17 protein-coding genes are annotated in these 18,899 nt (G+C 66.7%); 9 read left to right on the plus strand and 8 right to left on the minus strand.

Translation table 11 applies throughout. From position 1 onward, the window contains the following. Positions 1-79: 79 nt before the first annotated feature. The 3 genes from ACIBI6_RS19010 to ACIBI6_RS19020 form a co-directional block, all read right to left on the minus strand. On the minus strand, positions 80-3,397 hold the full coding sequence (locus ACIBI6_RS19010) for an AAA family ATPase (protein WP_396957230.1): 3,318 nt from the start codon (positions 3,395-3,397) through the stop codon (positions 80-82). Continuing rightward, positions 3,394-3,573 (minus strand): hypothetical protein, encoded by a 180-nt coding sequence (locus ACIBI6_RS19015; RefSeq protein WP_364357979.1) that lies wholly within the window; start codon positions 3,571-3,573, stop codon positions 3,394-3,396. The genes ACIBI6_RS19010 and ACIBI6_RS19015 overlap by 4 nt, the downstream gene beginning before the upstream one ends. 74 nt (positions 3,574-3,647) lie before the next feature. Then, positions 3,648-4,829, minus strand: coding sequence for an exonuclease SbcCD subunit D (locus tag ACIBI6_RS19020; protein ID WP_396957231.1), 1,182 nt, complete (start codon positions 4,827-4,829; stop codon positions 3,648-3,650). A gap of 261 nt (positions 4,830-5,090) precedes the next feature. On the opposite strand from ACIBI6_RS19020, the gene ACIBI6_RS19025 reads away from it, so the two are divergent. Together ACIBI6_RS19025 and ACIBI6_RS19030 are read left to right on the plus strand one after the other, a co-directional pair. After that, positions 5,091-6,248 carry a DNA recombination protein RmuC gene (locus ACIBI6_RS19025; protein ID WP_364357985.1) on the plus strand — a complete coding sequence of 386 codons (1,158 nt, stop codon included), beginning with the start codon at positions 5,091-5,093 and terminating at the stop codon, positions 6,246-6,248. Positions 6,249-6,304: 56 nt separating this feature from the next. Beyond that, positions 6,305-7,282 carry a DUF6542 domain-containing protein gene (locus ACIBI6_RS19030; protein WP_364357988.1) on the plus strand — a complete coding sequence of 326 codons (978 nt, stop codon included), beginning with the start codon at positions 6,305-6,307 and terminating at the stop codon, positions 7,280-7,282. 313 nt (positions 7,283-7,595) lie between these two features. Here ACIBI6_RS19030 and ACIBI6_RS19035 read toward each other — a convergent pair whose 3' ends face one another. Further along, on the minus strand, positions 7,596-8,606 hold the full coding sequence (locus ACIBI6_RS19035; protein ID WP_396957232.1) for a 4-hydroxy-3-methylbut-2-enyl diphosphate reductase: 1,011 nt from the start codon (positions 8,604-8,606) through the stop codon (positions 7,596-7,598). A 157-nt stretch (positions 8,607-8,763) separates the two neighbouring features. On the opposite strand from ACIBI6_RS19035, the gene ACIBI6_RS19040 reads away from it, so the two are divergent. Genes ACIBI6_RS19040 through ACIBI6_RS19055 form a run of 4 tightly spaced genes read left to right on the plus strand, consistent with a single transcriptional unit; the run spans position 8,764 to position 11,367 of the window. After that, positions 8,764-9,414 carry a lipid droplet-associated protein gene (locus tag ACIBI6_RS19040; RefSeq protein WP_396957233.1) on the plus strand — a complete coding sequence of 217 codons (651 nt, stop codon included), beginning with the start codon at positions 8,764-8,766 and terminating at the stop codon, positions 9,412-9,414. Next, positions 9,411-10,781 (plus strand): exodeoxyribonuclease VII large subunit, encoded by a 1,371-nt coding sequence (xseA, locus tag ACIBI6_RS19045; protein WP_364357998.1) that lies wholly within the window; start codon positions 9,411-9,413, stop codon positions 10,779-10,781. The genes ACIBI6_RS19040 and xseA overlap by 4 nt, the downstream gene beginning before the upstream one ends. Before the next feature lie 2 nt (positions 10,782-10,783). After that, positions 10,784-11,026: an exodeoxyribonuclease VII small subunit gene (locus ACIBI6_RS19050; RefSeq protein WP_364358001.1), complete on the plus strand. Its 243-nt coding sequence runs from the start codon at positions 10,784-10,786 to the stop codon at positions 11,024-11,026. After that, complete coding sequence (locus ACIBI6_RS19055; protein WP_364358004.1) at positions 11,023-11,367, plus strand: VOC family protein; 345 nt, start codon at positions 11,023-11,025, stop codon at positions 11,365-11,367. The genes ACIBI6_RS19050 and ACIBI6_RS19055 overlap by 4 nt, the downstream gene beginning before the upstream one ends. 121 nt (positions 11,368-11,488) lie before the next feature. Here ACIBI6_RS19055 and ACIBI6_RS19060 read toward each other — a convergent pair whose 3' ends face one another. Next, positions 11,489-12,055: a DUF4245 domain-containing protein gene (locus tag ACIBI6_RS19060; protein ID WP_396957234.1), complete on the minus strand. Its 567-nt coding sequence runs from the start codon at positions 12,053-12,055 to the stop codon at positions 11,489-11,491. 169 nt (positions 12,056-12,224) lie between these two features. Between ACIBI6_RS19060 and glpX the strand changes: the two genes are divergently transcribed. The 3 genes from glpX to ACIBI6_RS19075 all read left to right on the plus strand — a co-directional run bounded on the left by glpX (position 12,225) and on the right by ACIBI6_RS19075 (position 15,471). Continuing rightward, complete coding sequence (gene glpX, locus ACIBI6_RS19065) at positions 12,225-13,268, plus strand: class II fructose-bisphosphatase (RefSeq protein ID WP_364358010.1); 1,044 nt, start codon at positions 12,225-12,227, stop codon at positions 13,266-13,268. Positions 13,269-13,388: 120 nt separating this feature from the next. Further along, positions 13,389-13,952, plus strand: coding sequence for a YbhB/YbcL family Raf kinase inhibitor-like protein (locus tag ACIBI6_RS19070; protein WP_364358013.1), 564 nt, complete (start codon positions 13,389-13,391; stop codon positions 13,950-13,952). Between the two features lie 112 nt (positions 13,953-14,064). Beyond that, positions 14,065-15,471 (plus strand): class II fumarate hydratase, encoded by a 1,407-nt coding sequence (locus tag ACIBI6_RS19075; RefSeq protein WP_396957235.1) that lies wholly within the window; start codon positions 14,065-14,067, stop codon positions 15,469-15,471. A gap of 211 nt (positions 15,472-15,682) precedes the next feature. On the opposite strand, the gene ACIBI6_RS19080 is transcribed toward ACIBI6_RS19075, so the two are convergent. The 3 genes from ACIBI6_RS19080 to ACIBI6_RS19090 all read right to left on the minus strand — a co-directional run bounded on the left by ACIBI6_RS19080 (position 15,683) and on the right by ACIBI6_RS19090 (position 18,827). Then, on the minus strand, positions 15,683-16,552 hold the full coding sequence (locus ACIBI6_RS19080; RefSeq protein ID WP_364358019.1) for an acyl-ACP desaturase: 870 nt from the start codon (positions 16,550-16,552) through the stop codon (positions 15,683-15,685). Between the two features lie 149 nt (positions 16,553-16,701). After that, entirely contained in the window at positions 16,702-17,238 is a 537-nt protein-coding gene (locus tag ACIBI6_RS19085; RefSeq protein ID WP_364358022.1) for an esterase, read from the minus strand. A 194-nt stretch (positions 17,239-17,432) separates the two neighbouring features. Beyond that, positions 17,433-18,827, minus strand: coding sequence for a PhoH family protein (locus ACIBI6_RS19090; protein ID WP_364358025.1), 1,395 nt, complete (start codon positions 18,825-18,827; stop codon positions 17,433-17,435). Positions 18,828-18,899 lie beyond the last annotated feature (72 nt).

The following is an 18,899-nucleotide window of genomic DNA, read 5'->3' on the forward strand; positions in this document are numbered from 1 at the left end:
GAACGCTAGCGGAAATCCGCCATTACCGCCACGGTGGGCCTGGACGAGCCAGCAGCCGCGGGGACCCGTAACCGTTTACTCAGGCGACGGTGGTGCGGAGTTGGGAACCCGCTCGCCCGCGTATGACGTGCAGGCGGCTCGGAATTCGCTGGCGCATCTCGTCGACGTGGCTGACCACGCCGACCACGCGCCCGCCCGCACGGAGTTCGTCCAGAACTCCCATGACCGCGTCGAGGGTGTCGGCATCGAGTCCGCCGAAACCCTCGTCGATGAAGATGGTGTCGAGCACCACGCCGCCGGATTCGGCTGCCACGGTATCGGCGAGGCCGAGAGCCAATGACAGCGCGGCCATGAATGATTCGCCGCCGGAAAGGGTCTTGGCGGGGCGGACGGCGCCGGTGTAGTCGTCGCGGATATCGAGGCCGAGGCCACCGCGACGGCCACGCGGGCCTGCCTTGTCGGAGTGCACGAATTCGTAGCGACCGCCCGACATTCGGCGCAGGCGAACCGAACCCGCCAATGCCACCTCTTCCAGCCGGGCGGCAAGTACATAGGAACGCAACGACATTCGGCGATTGTTCGCGCCTCGGCCCGCAACAACCTCGGCGAGCGCGGCAAGTTCCTCATGGGCGCGCTGCACCGGGGCGATCCGATCGACCGCGGCCCACAGCTGACCGCCCAAATCCTCCAGCAGGTTCACCCGTCGAGCGGTCTCCGCATGCGCGGCGACCGCGGCATTCAGCTGGGTCTGCGCGGCGGCCACGGCAGACTCCAACTCCTCGAGATCGCCGGGTTCGGTTGACGCCGCGGCCTGGATCTCCGGCTCGGCCAGGACTGCCTCGGCATGCGCACGAGCCCGATCGGCGGCGACCAGCTCCGCTTCGATCTGACTCTGCCGCTGGGCAGTTCGCGAGGCCGCGGTGACCACTCGCGCGTATGCCTTCAACAAGGCCACGTCATCGCGTGGCCGGGCGTCGGCTTCGACGACCGCCGAACCGGCGGCTTCCCGATGGTCGACACTCGCCTCGGCCGAATCGGCGACCGCACCAGCACCATCGGCGACCGCACCAGCACCATCGGCGTCGGCGTCGGCGTCGGCGTCGGCGTCGGCGTCGATGACCGCATCACCACTGCCTGCGCCCTCAGGAGCGGTGCGCGGCGACGCATCCGGACCAGCCGCCTGACCGGGCGTCGCACCGCTCGCGACGGACTCCGCTGCCTGCTCGATAATGAAACCGGCTGCCAGAGCGAGGCTTTCAACTCGGTCAGCGATCATGGTGACCTGCTCGATTGCGGCCGACTCGTCGTTGCGGGCGTCGCGGAGGGCGGTAGCGTCGCCGATCAGGGTGTCGAGGCGGGTGCGGCGGCGGTCGATGGTTTCGTCGGCGCCTGCGGCAGTGCGCAGGCGGTCGGTGAGTTCGGTGAGGCGCGCGGTGGCGGCGGCGATGCGGGTGGTGACGATGCCGCGGCGGGTATCGGATTCGCGGAGTTCGTCGTGCAGGCGCGATTCGTCGGTGCGCAGGCGGGTCAGTTCGGCCGTGAGGCTGTCGGAGAGGGCGGCGAGTTCGGACACGTCTTCGTAGCGATCAGTGGCGGCGCGCAGGGCGGCGGCCAATTCGACGCGGTCGGCATCGCCACCGCGGGCGATGAGCGCGTCGATTTCGCGTTCCAGATCGGTGATTCGGGCCAGCACTCGGTCGCGTGCGTCCTCGGCCGCGCGCTCCGCGGCGGCCGCCGCGTCTTCGGCGTCCTTGGATACCGCGCTGGCCGCAGCGCGAGCCGGTGCGGGATGGTCGGCGGAGCCGCAGACCGTGCACGGCTCCCCGTCGGTCAACTGACCGGCGAGTTCGGCAGCCATCCCGGCCAGCCTGCGTTCGCGCAAGTCGAGTACGCGTTCCTTGGCGTCGAGGTGTGTGGCGCGGGTCGACTCCAATTCGATCCGTGCGTGGTCGAGAGTTGTTCTGCGACCGGCGAGTTCGACCGCCGCCAGTGCCGCGGTCCGCAGGCTTTCGCATTCGGCGGTCAGGGTGGGCAGTTTGGCTGCGGCCTCGGTGGTTTCGCGCAGCCGGGCCTCGATTGTGGCGATCGATTCGGGCAGCTGCTGACGTATCCGGGTCAGCTTGTCCACGCGGCCGGTGAGAGCGGTGTCCTCGTCGCGCAGTGTGGCCAGTTCGGAAGTAAGCCGGGTCGCGGTGGTCGCATCGGCGCTAACCTCGTCGAGCGCGCCCATCTGGGCGCTCCACCGTAGAATCGCCGCATCGACATCCGTGTCCGCGACGACAATCGGCGTACCGTCCGGGCCGGACTGGACCGTGATCAGCTCATTGCCGGCGACGTCCGAGCCGGCAGGATCGGCGAGCAGTACGGCCAATCGTGCTGCGATGCGATGGGTTTCGTCCGATTTGCGCCTGGCGTGCATTACCGCGGCGCGCGCCTCAGCGATGGCCTCGGCGACCGGTGCGGCACGGCGGGCTGATTCGAGTTCGGCCTGCAGGTCAGCGCGGTGGCCGGCGGCGGCCGCGTATTCGTCGAGCCGCTCGCGGGCCGCGATCATGCGGCGACGCAGTTCGTGCAAGCGGCGTTGCTCCTCGGCACGAGACCTGATGCGCGCCGATTCCTGTTGGCACCGTTCGGCTTCCGCCGCAGTCATGGTGAGCGCAGCACGCGCGGTCGCGAGCAGATCTTGCGACCAGCCGACCGCTTCCAATGGCCCGACGGATTCGGCCACCGTCTCCCCCGCTGCCACCGCGACCTGTGCGATCAACCGATCGATGCCCTGCTTGCGCGACTCCACGTCAGCTGCCGAGGCGCGACGTTTGTCGGCCAACCACTGTTCGGCACTACCGAAACGCTCGGTGTCGAAAAGCTTTTCGAGCAGCTTCTCGCGCTCCTCGTTCTCCGCACGCAGAAATCGCGCGAAATCACCCTGGGGCAGCAGCACGACTTGGAAGAACTGGTCCGCGCTCATGCCGAGCAGCCGGATGATTTCGTCGCCGATATCGGTCAGGCGAGCGAGGTTCGCGCCGCGCCCGTCCAACCATTCCAGCGTCGCGGCGGCATTCTCCTTGACCCAACCGCTTTTGGCTCGCTTGCTCGGCCGCTGGAATTCCGGCGTGCGCGTCAACCGCACTCGTCGGCCACCCAGCGTTGCCTCCAGCACGACCCGGGGCGGCGTCTGCTCGTCGGCATGATCGGAATGCAGCCGCTTACTCTCGCCGCGTGCGCCCGGCACGCTGCCGTACAACGCGAAGGCGATAGCATCCAGCACCGTCGTCTTTCCGGCCCCGGTCTGCCCGTGCAGCAGGAACAGCCCATCCGCTCCGAGCGTGTCGAAGTCGACAACCGTAGTTTCGGCGAACGGGCCGAATGCGGTCATCTCCAGCCGATGCAGCCTCATTCAGCGCCCCCGTCGAACGCGGTCGACGTCGCGGGCAGCACCAGTAAACGTCCTGGGTCGGCCTCGTCCTCGTGGAACCCATTCAGCGCGCGGACGCCTCGCGCAAGCCCGCTGCCGGAACCTACGCCCGAGGCAAAGCTGTTGCGATAACCAATGCCGCGAAGGGTTTTCGGCATGCGCGCCAGGGCTTCGCCGTAGCGATGTCCACTGGTGACCGGTCTGAGCGGGCCACACGTCAACCGAGGGCCGCTCACGCGGAGAGTTCCCCGGCCAGCGTGTCCAGTACCGCCACCGCCCGGTCCGGTTCGGCGACCGCCGCGGCGAGCGCACGTTCCAGCCAGGCCATTTCACCCGGTGTGGGTTCCCCGCGGACGTCAGTGAGGAAGCTCTGCGCTACTTCGGTATCGCGGCGGCCGTGCACGCGCTCACGGTAGCGCAATTCCGGGTTGCCCTCCGGGCGCGACCATTCCACGTGCACCGCATGCGGGAAGCGCTCGCGCAGTTTGCGCATCGCGTCGACGGGACGGGCGTAGTCGGTGAGCGTCGCCGAGACGTAGTGCTCCTCAGCGTCGGAATAGGCTGCATCACCGAGTAATTCGTCGAGGGTACCCGTGAGACGACTCAAACCCCGCACGAGCGGAAGATTGCGGCGCTGCACCGAATACAGGCCGGAAGCGTTCAGATCGACGAGCCATACCGCCTTCCGGTGCGAGGTCTCGGCGAACGAATAGGGCAGCGGGGAACCGGAATAGCGCACCGATTCCGAGAGCGTCTGCGGCGAATGCAGATGCCCGAGCGCCACATAGTCGATGCCGTCGAATGCCGACAGCGGCACCGTCTCCACGCCGCCGACCGAAATCGAACGCTCGGATCCGGTCGCCTCGCCACCGACAACGAAGGCGTGGGCCAGCACCACGGTGCGGGTGCCGGGACGCTCGGCGATATCGGCGCGGATCCGGCTCATCACCGCGTCCAGAATCTCCGCGTGCGAACGTGCTTGCGGTACACCGAGTTCGGCGCGGGTGATCTCCGGCTCCAGATACGGGATGCCGTAAAAGGCGATCGCACCGTGCTCGTCGGACAACAGCACCGGCTGATCGGCGGCGGCGACGGTAGTCCGCAGATGCAGCCCACCCGCCGCCGCGAAACTCGCACCCGCACCGAGACGTGTCGGCGAATCGTGATTGCCGGAGGTCGCGACGATCTGTGCCCCCGCCGCGCGGATGGCTTCGAATCCCTGGATACACACTGCGATCGCGTCGGCGCTCGGAATCGATCGGTCGTACACGTCCCCCGGCAGTACCACGACGTCAACGGATTCCGCCGACACCAATTCGGCAATGGCCGCGAGCCCGGCGGCCTGATCGACGAGCAGATCGACCCCATGGAATGTGCGCCCGATGTGCCAGTCCGAGGTGTGCAGCATCCGCATGTCGCGAAACCGTAGGCGATCGCACCGACAGAGTTCAATAATTCTGCCGCGCGGGCGCGGCGTGTTCGTAAGACTCGCTCCGTCGTGGTCAACTGAGCAGGAACCCGACCTCGCAATAGAGCACGCAATCGGTGTTGCTGCGTTCCGTCGATGACCGACCGATCAGTTCGAAACCGCGGCTCGTGGCCTTTCGTCGATGCGCTGCTGCCCGATTGCTCACGGGTTTCGAACTTGTCGGAGTCATGCGGCACTATCGGCACTATGACCGCACCGATGCTCGTCGCACTGATGCTGGTGTTCGCCGCGGGGGTAGGGCTGGGCTGGCTCGGACATGCCGCGCGCGCCGGGCAGCGCGCGACGGCCGCGGAGGCGAGACTGGCCGCCACCACCGATAACGAGCGGCTACTGCGGCAATCGCTCACCGCGGCGAATGAGGATGCGGCACGCCGACATTCGCATGCCATCGGCGCGATGGTAGATCCGCTGCGCGAGGCCGTCGGCGCGCTGAACCAGCACATTCAGCAGGTCGAACATCATCGAATCAATGCCTATTCGAGTCTGCGTGAACAGGTCGCGGGGATGCAGCGCACGTCACATCAACTCACAAGCCAGACCGGTCAGCTGGTGGCCGCGCTGCGCGCGCCGCAGGTGCGTGGGCGCTGGGGTGAGATTCAGTTGGAGCGGGTGGTGGAGCTGGCGGGCATGACCAGGCACTGCGATTTCGACACCCAGGTGAGCCGGGCCGCGCGCAGCGACGGCGCGACCGAACGCACCGGCATGGTGCGGCCGGACCTCGTGGTCAATCTCGCGGGCGGCAGGCAGATCGTGGTGGACGCCAAGGTGCCGTTCACCGCCTATCTCGACGCCACCATGACCGACGACCCGGACGAGCGCGCCGAACTACTCGGCCGCCATGCCAAACATCTGCGTGCCCATATCGATCAGCTGGCGGATAAGGCCTATTGGCTGGCCTTCGATCCCGCGCCGGAGTTCGTGGTGCTGTTCGTACCGGGCGATCCGTTCCTCGATGCCGCACTGACCACCGATTCCGGCTTGCTCGAGTACGCGTTCGGCCGCAACGTGATCCTCGCTACTCCGACGACTTTGATCGCGTTGCTGCGTACGGTCGCCTTCGGATGGCGGCAGGAGGCGCTGTCCCGCGATATGGCAACTGTTCAGCAATTGGGTCGCGAGCTCTACAACCGGCTCGGCATGACCGGACGACATCTGGACCGCCTCGGCGCGCAACTCGGTAAGGCCGTAGACGCTTTCAACTACACCGTCGCCTCGGTGGAGTCGCGGGTGATGGTCACCGCGCGCAAACTGCACGATCTTGAAATAGCCGAACAGGAGGTGCCCGCAATCCATCGGGTGGATTCATTGCCGCGGGCGGTCGGCTTCGCCGACGCCGACGATTAGCCCTGCGACGGCCGTGCCGTAACGCCACCGAGCGCGGCGGCGGTTAGTGTCATGGTGTGGCTGCTTCCCAACGTGTCCGAACCCGGGTGCCCGCGCCGCATCGTTCGATCCTGCCCTCGGTGCCGGGTATTCCGGCCGGGGCGGCGGTTCTGATCGCGGTGGCGTGCGCGTTTTTGGGGTTCCTGATCGATGCCCACGGCGAGAATAACGAGCTGACCGGGACGTTCAACACGTTGTACGTCCTGGGCTGCGTCGCGGCTGTGCTCGCCGTTCGCTATCGCGGACTCTTCACGACGATGGTGCTGCCACCGCTGTTGCTGTTCGTCGCGGTGCCGCTGGCTTATCAGCAGCTGATCGGTCATGCCTCGACCGGCCTCAAGGACATCCTGCTGAATCTGGCGATCCCGCTGGTCAATCGCTTCCCGATCATGGCGCTGGCCACTGTGCTGGTGCTGGCCATCGCCGGTGGGCGGATCCTGCTACACAGGCGCGAGGAAGCCACGGGACGCGCAGACGAATCCCGTCGCGGCACCAGCTGGGGCCGCAGCAATGCTGCCAAACGCCCCAGGTCGGAGCGCGCCGACGGCGGTTCGCTCGCCAATGCCGCGCGCCGCCGCACCCGCCGTTCCCAGGTCGACACCTCCGACCTCGATACCGATCTGCATCTGCCGCGCCCGAGCCGGCGCGGGAGTTCGGAAGTAGCAGACACCCCACCGCGCGTCGGCAGCGCCGCGAAGAGCGCCCGGGGTGACGAGCGCCCGAGCCGCGAGCGCCGTTCGAGCACCCGCGCCGCGGCGAGCCGGGGCGCGGTCGAATCGCCCCGAGACGCACGACCGGCGGCAACCGCTCGGGGCGAAGGCGACACGACACGAGCCGCACGAGCAGCGGCAGCCCCTCGGGCCGAGGCCGATGCGAGCCGCGCCGCGCCGACAAGACGGCGCGGCGAGGTGCCGCCGCCCCATCCCCAGCCCAATGTGCGCTATCGCGAACGCGATTCGAGCCGGACCGAGCGACGGCGGCCGGAAAGCCTCTAACCGGAGGGTTTCTCATCCGCAGCTGCCTCCATGAGGCGTCGGATCTCGGCCCGAAACGATGGCTCACGACAGCCCGAATCCCGCTGGCACAGGCCGATAGTTCGAAGCGCACAGCCCCGGACAATGCGGATGCCAGTGCTGTGTGAAAGCCATTGGCACAGCTCAGCGAGACAAATCGCACGGCCCCAGTGCAGCACTGGATACGAACGTTGCGTGCAGGGTTGACAATCGTTGCAGCGCCCCGGTGATACAAGGGCACGCAGCTCTCGGGGCCAGCCCGAATGCCAGCACTATGTGGAATCGCTGGGACAGTTCAACGACGCGAAGTGCGCAATTCCCTGGGCAGTGCGAAGACAAGCGTCTCATTGGCCGTCGTGACCGGCTGCACATCCCCGAATCCATGCTCGGCGAGCAGATCCAGCACACCGCGCACCAGGATGTCGGGCACCGAAGCACCGGAGGTGACGCCGATCGTGCGCACCCCGTCCAGCCACGCCAGGTCCACCTCGCGGGCGAAGTCGACCAGGTAGGCAGCCTTGGCGCCCGCACCGAGTGCAACCTCGACCAGCCGCACCGAGTTGGACGAGTTACGCGAGCCGACCACGATCACCAGATCGCACTCGGGTGCCATCGCCTTCACCGCCACCTGGCGGTTCGAGGTGGCGTAGCAGATGTCATCGCTCGGCGGATCCTGCAGTGTCGGGAAACGCTGCCGCAGCCGCTGCACCGTCTCCATGGTCTCGTCGACGCTGAGCGTGGTCTGGGAGAGCCAGATCACCTTGGACTCGTCGCGCACGGTGACCCGGTCGACCGCATCCGGACCGTCGACGAGCTGCACGTGCTCGGGTGCCTCCCCGGCGGTGCCCTCGACCTCCTCGTGCCCCTCGTGACCGATCAGCAGAATGTCGTAGTCGTCGCGGGCGAAGCGCTTGGCCTCCTGATGCACCTTGGTCACCAGCGGGCAGGTCGCATCGATCGTGCGCAGATTGCGCGACGCCGCCGACTCGTGCACCGCGGGTGAGACACCGTGCGCGGAGAACACGACCAGCGCACCCTCGGGCACCTGGTCGGTCTCGTCGACGAAGATCACACCCTGCTCACGCAGCGTATCCACCACGTGGCGGTTGTGCACGATCTCCTTGCGCACGTAGATCGGCGCGCCGTGCTTCTCGAGCGCCTTCTCCACCGTCTCGACCGCACGGTCAACACCCGCGCAGTAGCCGCGTGGTTCGGCTAGCAGCACGCGCTTACCACCATCGGCATCGACGGATCCGGAACCGGCCGAGCGGGCGATTCCGACGTTCAAAGGGATGGCCGAAGACATGCCCCTCAGCTTACGTGCGGCCGATGGATGGCGGGCCGCCCGGTCAGGTCGTTCTCGACACACTCATACCGCGCGAAATTGCGGCCTAATGGTGCAGAACAATGTGTCTGTGACACTAGTGCTTTGCAGAACATCCCGTATCGGGCAGGCTAGGAGCATGTTTCGACCACCGTTCCTGGCCCGGGTCGCCGCCGGCGCCGCCGCATACGCCATCGAAGAAACCCGTCGGCTACCAACTGCCGCAATGAATTTCCCGATCACCGCGATCAGCCAGATGCTGCAGACCACCATGCACGTCCAGCAGTTCGTGACCAGCCTCGCCCTCAAGGGCGACGGCGTATTCGACCGTCTCACGAACACCCCGGTCGAGCAGCCCGAGTGGGCCACCTTCGACGAGGACAGCGAGCCGGAGTTCACCGCTCCCGCCCGCACCAGCCGTTTCGACCTTTACGCCGAGGACGAACCGACCGACTTCGCCGCCGATGCCGCCCGCGTCGGTGAGACCAATGGTCATGCCGCCCCGGTACAGACCATCGCCGTGCCGGAAACCGAAGTTTCCGAGGCGCCCGAACCCCAGCCGGAGCCCGAGGTTTCCGAGGCACCCGAGCGCGAGCCCGAGATCGTCGAGCCCGAGGTGGCCACCCGCTACGACTACGCCAATATGACTCTGGCCCAACTGCGCGCACGCCTGCGCATGCTGACCGTCGAGGATCTGAACGCGCTGCTCGAGTACGAACAGCAGACGCGTGCCAGGGCGCCGTTCGTGACCATGCTGACGAACCGGATCGCCACCGTGCGGGCTCAATGAGTCCAGCATCGCGGAGCGATTCGACGGGGGTCGGTGGCCGGGAGGCGGGTGCGCCCGAACCAGCCGCGTCTTCGTCGACGGTTGGCCGGGAATCCGCCGGCCAACCCGACCGAGCGGCTCCCGCCAACTCCGCCGAACACCCGTGGCCGGTGCGTTCGGTCGCCATCAAGGTCGCACAGTGGATCGATCGGCTGGGCAGCATCTGGGTGGAGGGCCAGATCACCCAGATCAATCTGCGTCCCGGCACCAGCACCGCATTCCTGGTGTTGCGTGATACCGCCGCCGATATGTCGCTGTCGGTGACCTGTCATCCGGATCTCATCCGCCGCTCCGAGGTCCCGCTGCAAGAGGGCAGTCGGGTTGTGGCCTACGGCAAGCTGGCGTTCTTCACCGGTCGCGGCACGATTTCGTTGCGCGCCATGGAGATTCGCCCGGTCGGTATCGGGGAACTACTGGCCCGCATCGAACGGTTGAAGGCATTGCTCGCCGCGGAGGGACTCTTCGATCCCCGGCTGAAGCGGCCGATCCCGTTCCTGCCCAAGACAATCGGCCTGATCACCGGTCGAGCCAGCGCCGCCGAGCGCGATGTACTGACCGTTGCCCGAAACCGTTGGCCCGCAGTCCGTTTCGAGATCCGAAATACGGCGGTGCAGGGGGCGACCGCGGTGCCGCAGATGGTGCAGGCGCTGGCCGGACTCGATCGCGATCCGGCCGTCGAGGTCATCGTGCTGGCACGCGGTGGTGGCAGCGTTGAGGATCTGCTGCCGTTCTCCGATGAGACGCTGTGCCGCGCGATCGTCGCGGCGACCACACCGATCGTCAGCGCGATCGGGCACGAACCCGATAACCCGCTGTGCGATCTGGTCGCCGACCTGCGCGCTGCCACGCCCACCGACGCCGCCAAACGCATCGTCCCCGACGCGGCCGCCGAGCTGGCCGGAGTCCGCGATATGCGCGACCGCGCCGCCGCCGCACTGCGCGGCTGGGTAGACCGCGAGACCAGGGCATTGGCCCAGCTGCGTTCCCGGCCGGTACTGGCCGATCCGCTGCGCGAACTCGACCGCCGCTACGACGAGATCGAACGCCTGCGCACCGCCGCCCGCCGCACCGCCGAACATCTGATCAGCACCGAAACCACCGCAACCCGGCACCTGCGCGAGAAACTCACCGCGGTGGGCCCGGCCGCGACGCTGGCCCGTGGCTACGCTGTCGTGCAGCGCGTCAGCGGTAAGGAGCGGCATGTGGTCCGCTCGATCGAGGACGCACCCGCAGGTAGTCAGCTGCGGATCCGGGTCGCCGACGGTGCCATTACCGCCGCCGCGCTCGGTACCCGAGCATTGGGCAAGACCGATACAGGGAGGAACTGACCTTGGCCGATCCCGGCAAGGACGACGAACTGGCCGAGATCTCCACCTTCGGCTACGAGCGTGCCCGCGACGAACTGGTCAACGTCGTCAAAATGCTCGAACAGGGCGGCCTCGACCTGGACGAATCCCTCGCACTGTGGGAGCGCGGCGAAGCGCTGGCCACCCGCTGCGAGCAACATTTGGCAGGTGCGCGGCAGCGGGTCGAGAACGCGCTCTCGCGCACCGACCTCGAAGGCGACGAATGACCATCCGCCGCGCGACCCCAGATATCCGCACCGAGGACATGGCGGCCAGCCGCGAGTTCTACCGGCGGCTCGGCTTCGAAGAGGCCATGGACCTCGGCTGGGTGGTGACGATGGCATCCCCGACCAACCCGACCGCGCAGGTCCTGCTGGTCGGCCCGGAAGCCGAGCAGCCGCAACCGGATATGAGCGTCGAGGTCGAGGATGTCGACGCTGTATACGCGGACGTGGTCGCCGCGCGCGCCGAAATCGTCTATCCCCTCCGCGACGAACAGTGGGGTGTGCGCCGCTTTTTCGTCCGCGACCCCAGCGGCACCATCGTCAACGTAGTCAGCCACCGCTGAGCAGGCAGCACAGGCAGCCACTTCCTCTCGTGGCACAAATTCGCTCACGGTGGGACTCATGACCGCAATCCCCATGCGCGAACTCTCGCATCACACAGCTCGGTGCCTAGCGCCGCTCCGACTACCGCGCCAGCGGCTGGGCGGCGCCGATGGCGGCCGCCAGCGTGGTGAACCCGGCGTGATTGGCCGCGCCGGTGATCAGCACTCGGGACTGGCCGAAGTCGGCGATCCACGCCGTCTCGGAACCCTGCTCGGCGTAGACGACCCATTTCTGGTCGCCGACCTGCTCGGTACCGGTGCCGTAGCGGGAGCCGAGTACGAAGCGCGATAGCGCCTCCTCGGTCGCGCTGCTCTGGCTCATCCGCAGGTAGGTGCCCTGCGGTGTGATGAAACCAACAGTGCTGACCGGCCCGCCGCCGGTGCTGGTGATCGTGTCGCGGCTGCCGGAGTTCGGGGTCCAGTGTTCGGGCAGGCTCGGATTGCGGATCGGGAAGGACATCGTCTTCGCATCGTTGGCCAGCGCGGCCGTCACGTCGAAGTTCGGAATATGGCCCTGCGTCGGCCCCTTCGCCGCGAAGCTGCACTGGCTGGCGAGCCCGGCGAAGACCCCGGCGATCAGCACCAACGGGATCAGTGACCAGAACAGATCCCGGTAGTCGTGCAGGATTCGCGGTTTTTGGTACGACACGCTCCCAGTATCCACATCCGTTCGGGTCCGCTCCCGTAGAGGTGGTCGGAGATCTGGAGCCGACCTTTTCGAGCGACCTGCAAGCAATCGCTACGGGTAGTGCCTGATCGGGAACGGTCACGCTTCTGAGAGAATCAGCGGTAGCAACGACCGTAGGAGGCACACCGTAATGACGGCATCTTCGCCCGCACCCAGCCGCCGCGAGGCACCGGACCGCAACCTCGCGCTCGAACTGGTCCGGGTCACCGAGGCCGGTGCGATGGCCGCGGGCCGCTGGGTCGGCCGTGGTGATAAGGAAGGCGGCGACGGTGCGGCCGTCGACGCCATGCGGCAGCTGGTCAGCTCCGTTTCCATGCGCGGCATCGTGGTCATCGGTGAGGGCGAGAAGGATGAAGCGCCCATGCTCTACAACGGTGAGCTGGTCGGCGACGGCACCGGTCCCGAAGTCGACTTCGCAGTCGACCCGATCGACGGCACCACCCTGATGTCGAAGGGTTCGCCGGGCGCCATCGCGGTGCTCGCGGTCGCCGAGCGCGGCGCGATGTTCGACCCGTCCGCGGTTTTCTATATGCACAAGATCGCGGTCGGTCCCGATGCGGCGGGCGTGATCGATATCTCCGCCCCGATCGGCGAGAACATCAGCCGGGTGGCCAAGGCCAAGAGCCTGTCGAAGTCCGATCTCACCGTCTGCATCCTGGACCGCCCGCGCCATGCGGAACTGATCCAGGAGGTCCGCGACGCGGGCGCCCGCATCCGCTTGATCTCCGACGGTGACGTCGCCGGTGCCATCGCCTGCGCTCGCCCCGACTCCGGCACCGACATCCTGGTCGGCATCGGCGGCACCCCCGAGGGCATCATCGCCGCCGCGGCCATGCGCTGTATGGGTGGCGAGCTCCAGGGCATGCTCGCCCCGAAGGACGACGAGGAGCGGCAGAAGGCGATCGACGCCGGCCACGACCTCGGCCGCATCCTCACCACCAATGACCTGGTCGCGGGCGACAATGTCTTCTTCTGCGCCACCGGCGTCACCGACGGCGACCTACTACGCGGCGTCCGCTACTTCCCCGGCGGCGCCTCCACCGAGTCCATTGTCATGCGCTCCAAGTCCGGCACCGTCCGCATGATCGACGCCTACCACCGGCTCACCAAGCTCCGCGAATACTCCTCGGTCGATTTCGTCGGCGACGAAGATGCGGTGCCGCCGATGCCCTGATCTTCTCGAATGTGTCGAGCCCGGTCCGATTCGGATCGGGCTCGACACATTTTCCGCGCTGTGCGCGATCCGCGATGACATCGGTAAGCTCCGGAATCCCCTACAGACCAAGGAGTTCCGATGGCGATCCTCGGGAAACTGTTGAAGAATCGGCGCGCCGGAGACCATGGCCTCGCCTGGCATCTGCCGAACCTCGCGGCGGGGGCGACCTTCGAGGTCAACAGCCCGGATTTCACCCATGAGTCGCCACTGCCCGAGGTGCACGCGTCCAAGCGGATCGGCGGCCGTGACGTATCCCCCGCGCTGGCGTGGACCGCACCCGACGGTGCGGCCCAACTGCTGCTGGTCATCGAAGATCCGGACGCACCAACAGGATTGCCATTCGTGCATTGCGTAGCCCTGTTGGAACCGACGCTCGTTGAACTGCCCCGGGACGCGCTGCGCGCCGATGATCCCGCACCGGGCGTCAGTATCCTGCGCTCCGGCTTCGGCCGCGGCTACCAAGGTCCGGCCCCCATCAAAGGCCACGGACCACACCGCTACGCATTCCAACTCTTCGCCCTGACCGAGCTGATCACCACCGTTGGCGGCAAGCCCGCAGCGAAAGCGAAACCACGCGACGTCTTCTCCGCCGCAAAGGCAGTCGCCCGTGGCCGGATCGATGGATTCTACGAACGGCCGTGAAATATGTAGGTTCGCCCGGGGTGCGGGGATTGCGGTATTCCGGTGACTGGTGTGCGAATCGCCTCAGGCGTGGCAGCCCCATGGCGTGCGTCCGCGGCATAGGGTCGGGAATATGACGAGCGAGGAGACGCAGTACCGCATCGAACACGACACCATGGGGGAGGTTCGGGTTCCCGTGCACGCGTTGTGGCGGGCGCAGACCCAGCGGGCCGTGGAGAACTTTCCGATCAGCGGGCGCGGGTTGGAGCGGGCGCAGATCCGGGCGCTCGGGCTGCTCAAGGCCGCGTGCGCCAAGGTGAACAAGGATCTCGGGCTGCTCGATCCGGCCAAGGCGGATGCCATTATCGCCGCCGCGAATGAGATCGCCGACGGCCTGCACGACGACCAGTTCCCGATCGACGTCTTCCAGACCGGCTCGGGCACCAGCTCGAATATGAACGCCAACGAGGTGATCGCCTCGATCACGAAGGCCAACGGCGTGACCGTGCATCCGAACGACGACGTCAACATGTCGCAGTCATCGAACGACACCTTCCCCACCGCGACCCATCTCGCCGCCACCGAGGCCGCGATCAAGGATCTGATCCCGGCGCTGGACCACCTGCGGCTGGCGCTGCAGGACAAGTCGACCGAATGGCGCACCGTGGTGAAGTCCGGGCGCACCCATCTCATGGACGCTGTGCCGGTGACCCTCGGCCAGGAGTTCGGCGGCTACACCCGCCAGGTCGCGGCGGGTATCGAGCGCATGATGGCGGCGCTGCCCCGGCTCGGTGAGCTGCCCATCGGCGGCACCGCGGTCGGCACGGGCCTCAACGCGCCCGCGGATTTCGGCGCGAAAGTCGTTGCCGAACTGGTGCTGTCGACCGATATCGACGCCCTGTCCGAGGCACAGGATCACTTCGAGGCGCAGGCCGCCCGCGACGGTCTGGTGGAAGCGTCCGGCGCACTGCGCACCATCGCGGTCAGCCTCACCAAGATCGCCAACGACATTCGCTGGATGGGTTCGGGGCCGCTGACCGGTCTCGGCGAACTCCGGCTGCCCGATCTGCAGCCCGGCAGTTCGATCATGCCCGGGAAGGTGAATCCGGTACTGCCCGAGGCGGTTACGCAGGTCGCCGCGCAGGTGATCGGCAATGACGCGGCGGTCGCGTTCTCCGGTGCGAGCGGCGCGTTCGAGTTGAACGTCTACATCCCGGTGATGGCGCGCAATCTGCTCGAATCGATTCGGCTGCTGGCCAATGTGTCCCGGCTGTTCGCCGACAAGTGCGTTCGCGGTCTGATCGCCAACGAGGATCATCTGCGCACCCTCGCCGAATCGTCGCCGTCGATCGTGACGCCGCTGAATTCGGCCATCGGATACGAAGAGGCGGCCGCGGTCGCGAAAGAGGCGCTGAAGGAGAAGAAGACCATCCGTCAGGCCGTGATCGATCGCGGTTTGCTCGACGAGAAGCTGACCCTCGAAGAACTCGATCGCCGCTTGGATGTGCTGTCGATGGCCAGGGTCGAAGACGCAAAGTAGTCGGAATCAGAAAACGCGGTCGAGCGTCACGTTGGACACTTCACGCCCGATCCAACGTGACGCGCATACGCGCAGGTACCGCGGCTGCCCGCGCTGGTCGTCACGGAACGATGCCGAGAGCCGCGAGAAAAGCGACGCGGTGCGCAAAGAAACCGGCCGACGCACAAAACTGTGCGCCGACCGACTCATTTTCTGGACGTGACCGCGAGAATCAGGCCAGCGATCCGGCCCGCAGATGCGCGAGTTCCGCGCGCGCCTTCTCACCGTCTTCACCGATATCGGTGCGGGTGAAGAACTGCCACCGCTCCAGCAGCGGGCCGAAAACCAATTCACCCTCCCTGGCACGGTCGTAGATGCCCGCTTCGGCGAGCACATCGTCGCTGCTGCGCCCATCGGACAGTGTCACCGACGGCACCTGGAAACGCGTCACGCTGTCGGCAATGGCGCGCATGGTCTGATCCGGTGCGACGCCGAACGCCGCGCTGACCAAGTTGGCGAAGAAGATCGACTGCAGCTCGTCGTCGGCCGCGATGCGCTCGGCGATGGCGGTGACCATCTTGTTCGCCCCGAGCGCCGCGGTGTTGCGATGCCGGATGGCGGCGGCCGCCTCTTCGAATGCACAGGTGGCGAGCACATCGAGCAGGTGCAGCGCGGGACGCCGGAAGCCCTTGGTCATGTGGTCCATCCGCAACCGCTCCAACTGCACCGGGTCGACCGACCGGGTGACCATGAGGTAGTTGCGGATCATGATCTCGTGCCGGTTCTCCTCGGCCGTCCACCGGCCGACCCAGCGCCACCACGACCCGGTGCGCAGGTACTTACCGACCTCACGGTGGTAGGAGGGCAGGTTGTCGGCGATGAGCACGCTGACCGTCAGCGCCAGCTTGGCGGTCTCGCTCAACTCGGATTGCTCCGGCTCCCAATCGATTCCGCCGAGGAAGCCAAAGTTTCGGCCGTCGTCCCACGGCACATAGTCGTGCGGCTGCCAGCCGTCGGCGGCGGAGATGTGGCGGCGCAGATTCAGCTCCACCTCATCGGCGAGGGACGCGAGCAGTTCGCGATCGGTCAAGAGAGTTTGCACTAGCACAACCTAGCGGCTGGGCCCCGCGATGCGGGGATCTACGAATAGGGAATCGGTACCGGCGTCCGAGCGTACAAGCACCAGCTCTTTCGAGCGAACCGCGAGCACTGACCAATAATGGCACGTGAGCGCCCGGACGCCGGCGCGGATCAGGACTTCGGTGTGACGGTCGTATTGCCGTCCACCCAGGTGATGGTGCCGCCGACGAAATCGCTCTCCTTGCCGCCGGGGATGTCCTTCTCGTCACTCGCCGGGTAGCCGATATTGCCGCCGGGTCCGCCGTTGTCCTCCCACGCCTTGCGGATCTCGCCCCATACGATGTGTGCGCCGTTGTCGTTGCTCCAGACGATCGCGCCGCCGGTGAAGTCCTGCCACTTGCCGTCGTTTGGAGCATCCTCCTGTGCCTTCAGCGGCGCGCCGAGCGGGCCGGTCGGACCGCCGGACTGCACATACTTGTCGAAGATGATGCCGGAGACGGTGATATCGCCGCCCTGGGTGGCGATCTTTGTCTCTTCCGCCGCACCGGACATATGCCCCTCGCCGTGCGCGGCCGCCGAGGTGGTCGTCATGGCCGCGGCGGAGTTGTTGTCCTTGTTGTCGTCTTTGCTGCAGCCGGTGGCCAGCAGCAGTGCCGCAGCCGCGGAGACCGCGGTGAATCCAGCCGTTCGTCGAGCGAAGTGGTGCATTTCCATCCTCTCGAAAGGTGGCTCTATCGATGCCACCGCGGAGGCGGTGACATCGCGCGTAGCCTAGGCCGACGTCCGGCAACGGCCCGGCGAATCCTTCCAAGACTCGCCGGGCCGCCGCTGAACAGGTATCACGCGGATATTACCCGTCCAATTGTGAGGAGAAACACACCCTGGATAGTTGCTGTTACCCGCTATGCACTCGGGCCGTACTCCTCCAACATCTCGGTCACCAGCGCCGCGATCGGCGACCGTTCGCTACGGGTCAGCGTGATGTGCGCGAAAAGCGGGTGCCCCTTGAGCTTTTCGATCACCGCGGCGACACCGTCGTGCCGACCGACCCGCAGATTGTCGCGCTGAGCCACATCATGGGTGAGCACGACGCGCGATCCAGTGCCCAGTCGGCTGAGCACCGTCAGCAGGACATTGCGCTCGAGCGACTGCGCCTCGTCCACGATCACGAACGAATCGTGTAGCGAGCGACCGCGAATGTGGGTGAGCGGCAAGACTTCCAACATGTCGCGGCTGAGCACCTCCTCCATCACCTCACGACTGGCCAACCCGTCGAGCGTGTCGAAGACGGCCTGCGCCCACGGGCCCATCTTCTCGCTCTCCGATCCGGGCAGATAGCCGAGATCCTGCCCACCGACCGCGTACAGCGGACGGAACACCACCACCTTGCGTTGTGTGCGACGCTCGAGTACCGCCTCCAGACCGGCCGTCAAGGCCAGCGCCGACTTGCCGGTACCGGCCCGCCCGCCGAGCGAGACGATGCCGACGCTCTCGTCCAACAGCAGATCCAGCGCGATGCGCTGTTCGGCCGAGCGGCCGTGCAGTCCGAAGGCCTCACGTTCACGCACCAACTGCACCCGCTTGTCCGGCGTGACCCGGCCCAGGGCGCTGGAGCTTGCGCCGAGCAACCGGATTCCGGTGTGGCACGGCAGTTCCCGCGCCTCGTCCAGATCGATCACAGTCTCGGCGTAGAGCTGATCGACCTGCGATTTGGAGACATCCACCTCCACCATTCCGGACCAGCCGGAAGTCACCACGTCCTGGGCGTGGTATTCGTCGGCGTGCAAACCCACCGCACTCGCCTTGACACGCAAGGGAATGTCCTTGGACACCAGCACCACTTGACGGCCCTCGGCCGCCAGGTTGAGCGCACAGGCCAGGATGCGGGAGTCATTGGTGTCGGTGCGGAATCCGACCGGAAGTACCGCGGGGTCGGTGTGGTTGAGTTCCACCTGCAGCGTTGCGCCCTCGGTGCCGATCGGCACCTGCTGATCCAGCCTGCCGTGCTGCAGGCGCAGATCGTCGAGGTTGCGCAGGGCTTCCCGCGCGAACCAGCCCAGTTCGTGATGGTGGCGCTTACCTTCGAGTTCGCTGATCACGACCAGCGGTAATACGACATCGTTTTCGCCGAACCTGGTGAAAGCCCAGGGGTCCGACAGTAGAACCGAGGTGTCGATAACGAAGGATTTCACACCGGAATTCTGGGAATGCGAGGGGCGGGCCCCCTTCGCGGCGGCTTCGCCTTTCGCGGAGCTGGAGTGCGCCGAGGGAGCGGGAACGGAGCGTGCAGCAGTCACGGTGGGCTCCTTTATGTTCGCGCGGCACCCGCACGAACGATCTCGCTGGACCGGTCCGTCCTGATGGGATCC

Source organism: Nocardia sp. NPDC050412, assembly GCF_044458825.1.
Lineage (GTDB): Bacteria > Actinomycetota > Actinomycetes > Mycobacteriales > Mycobacteriaceae > Nocardia.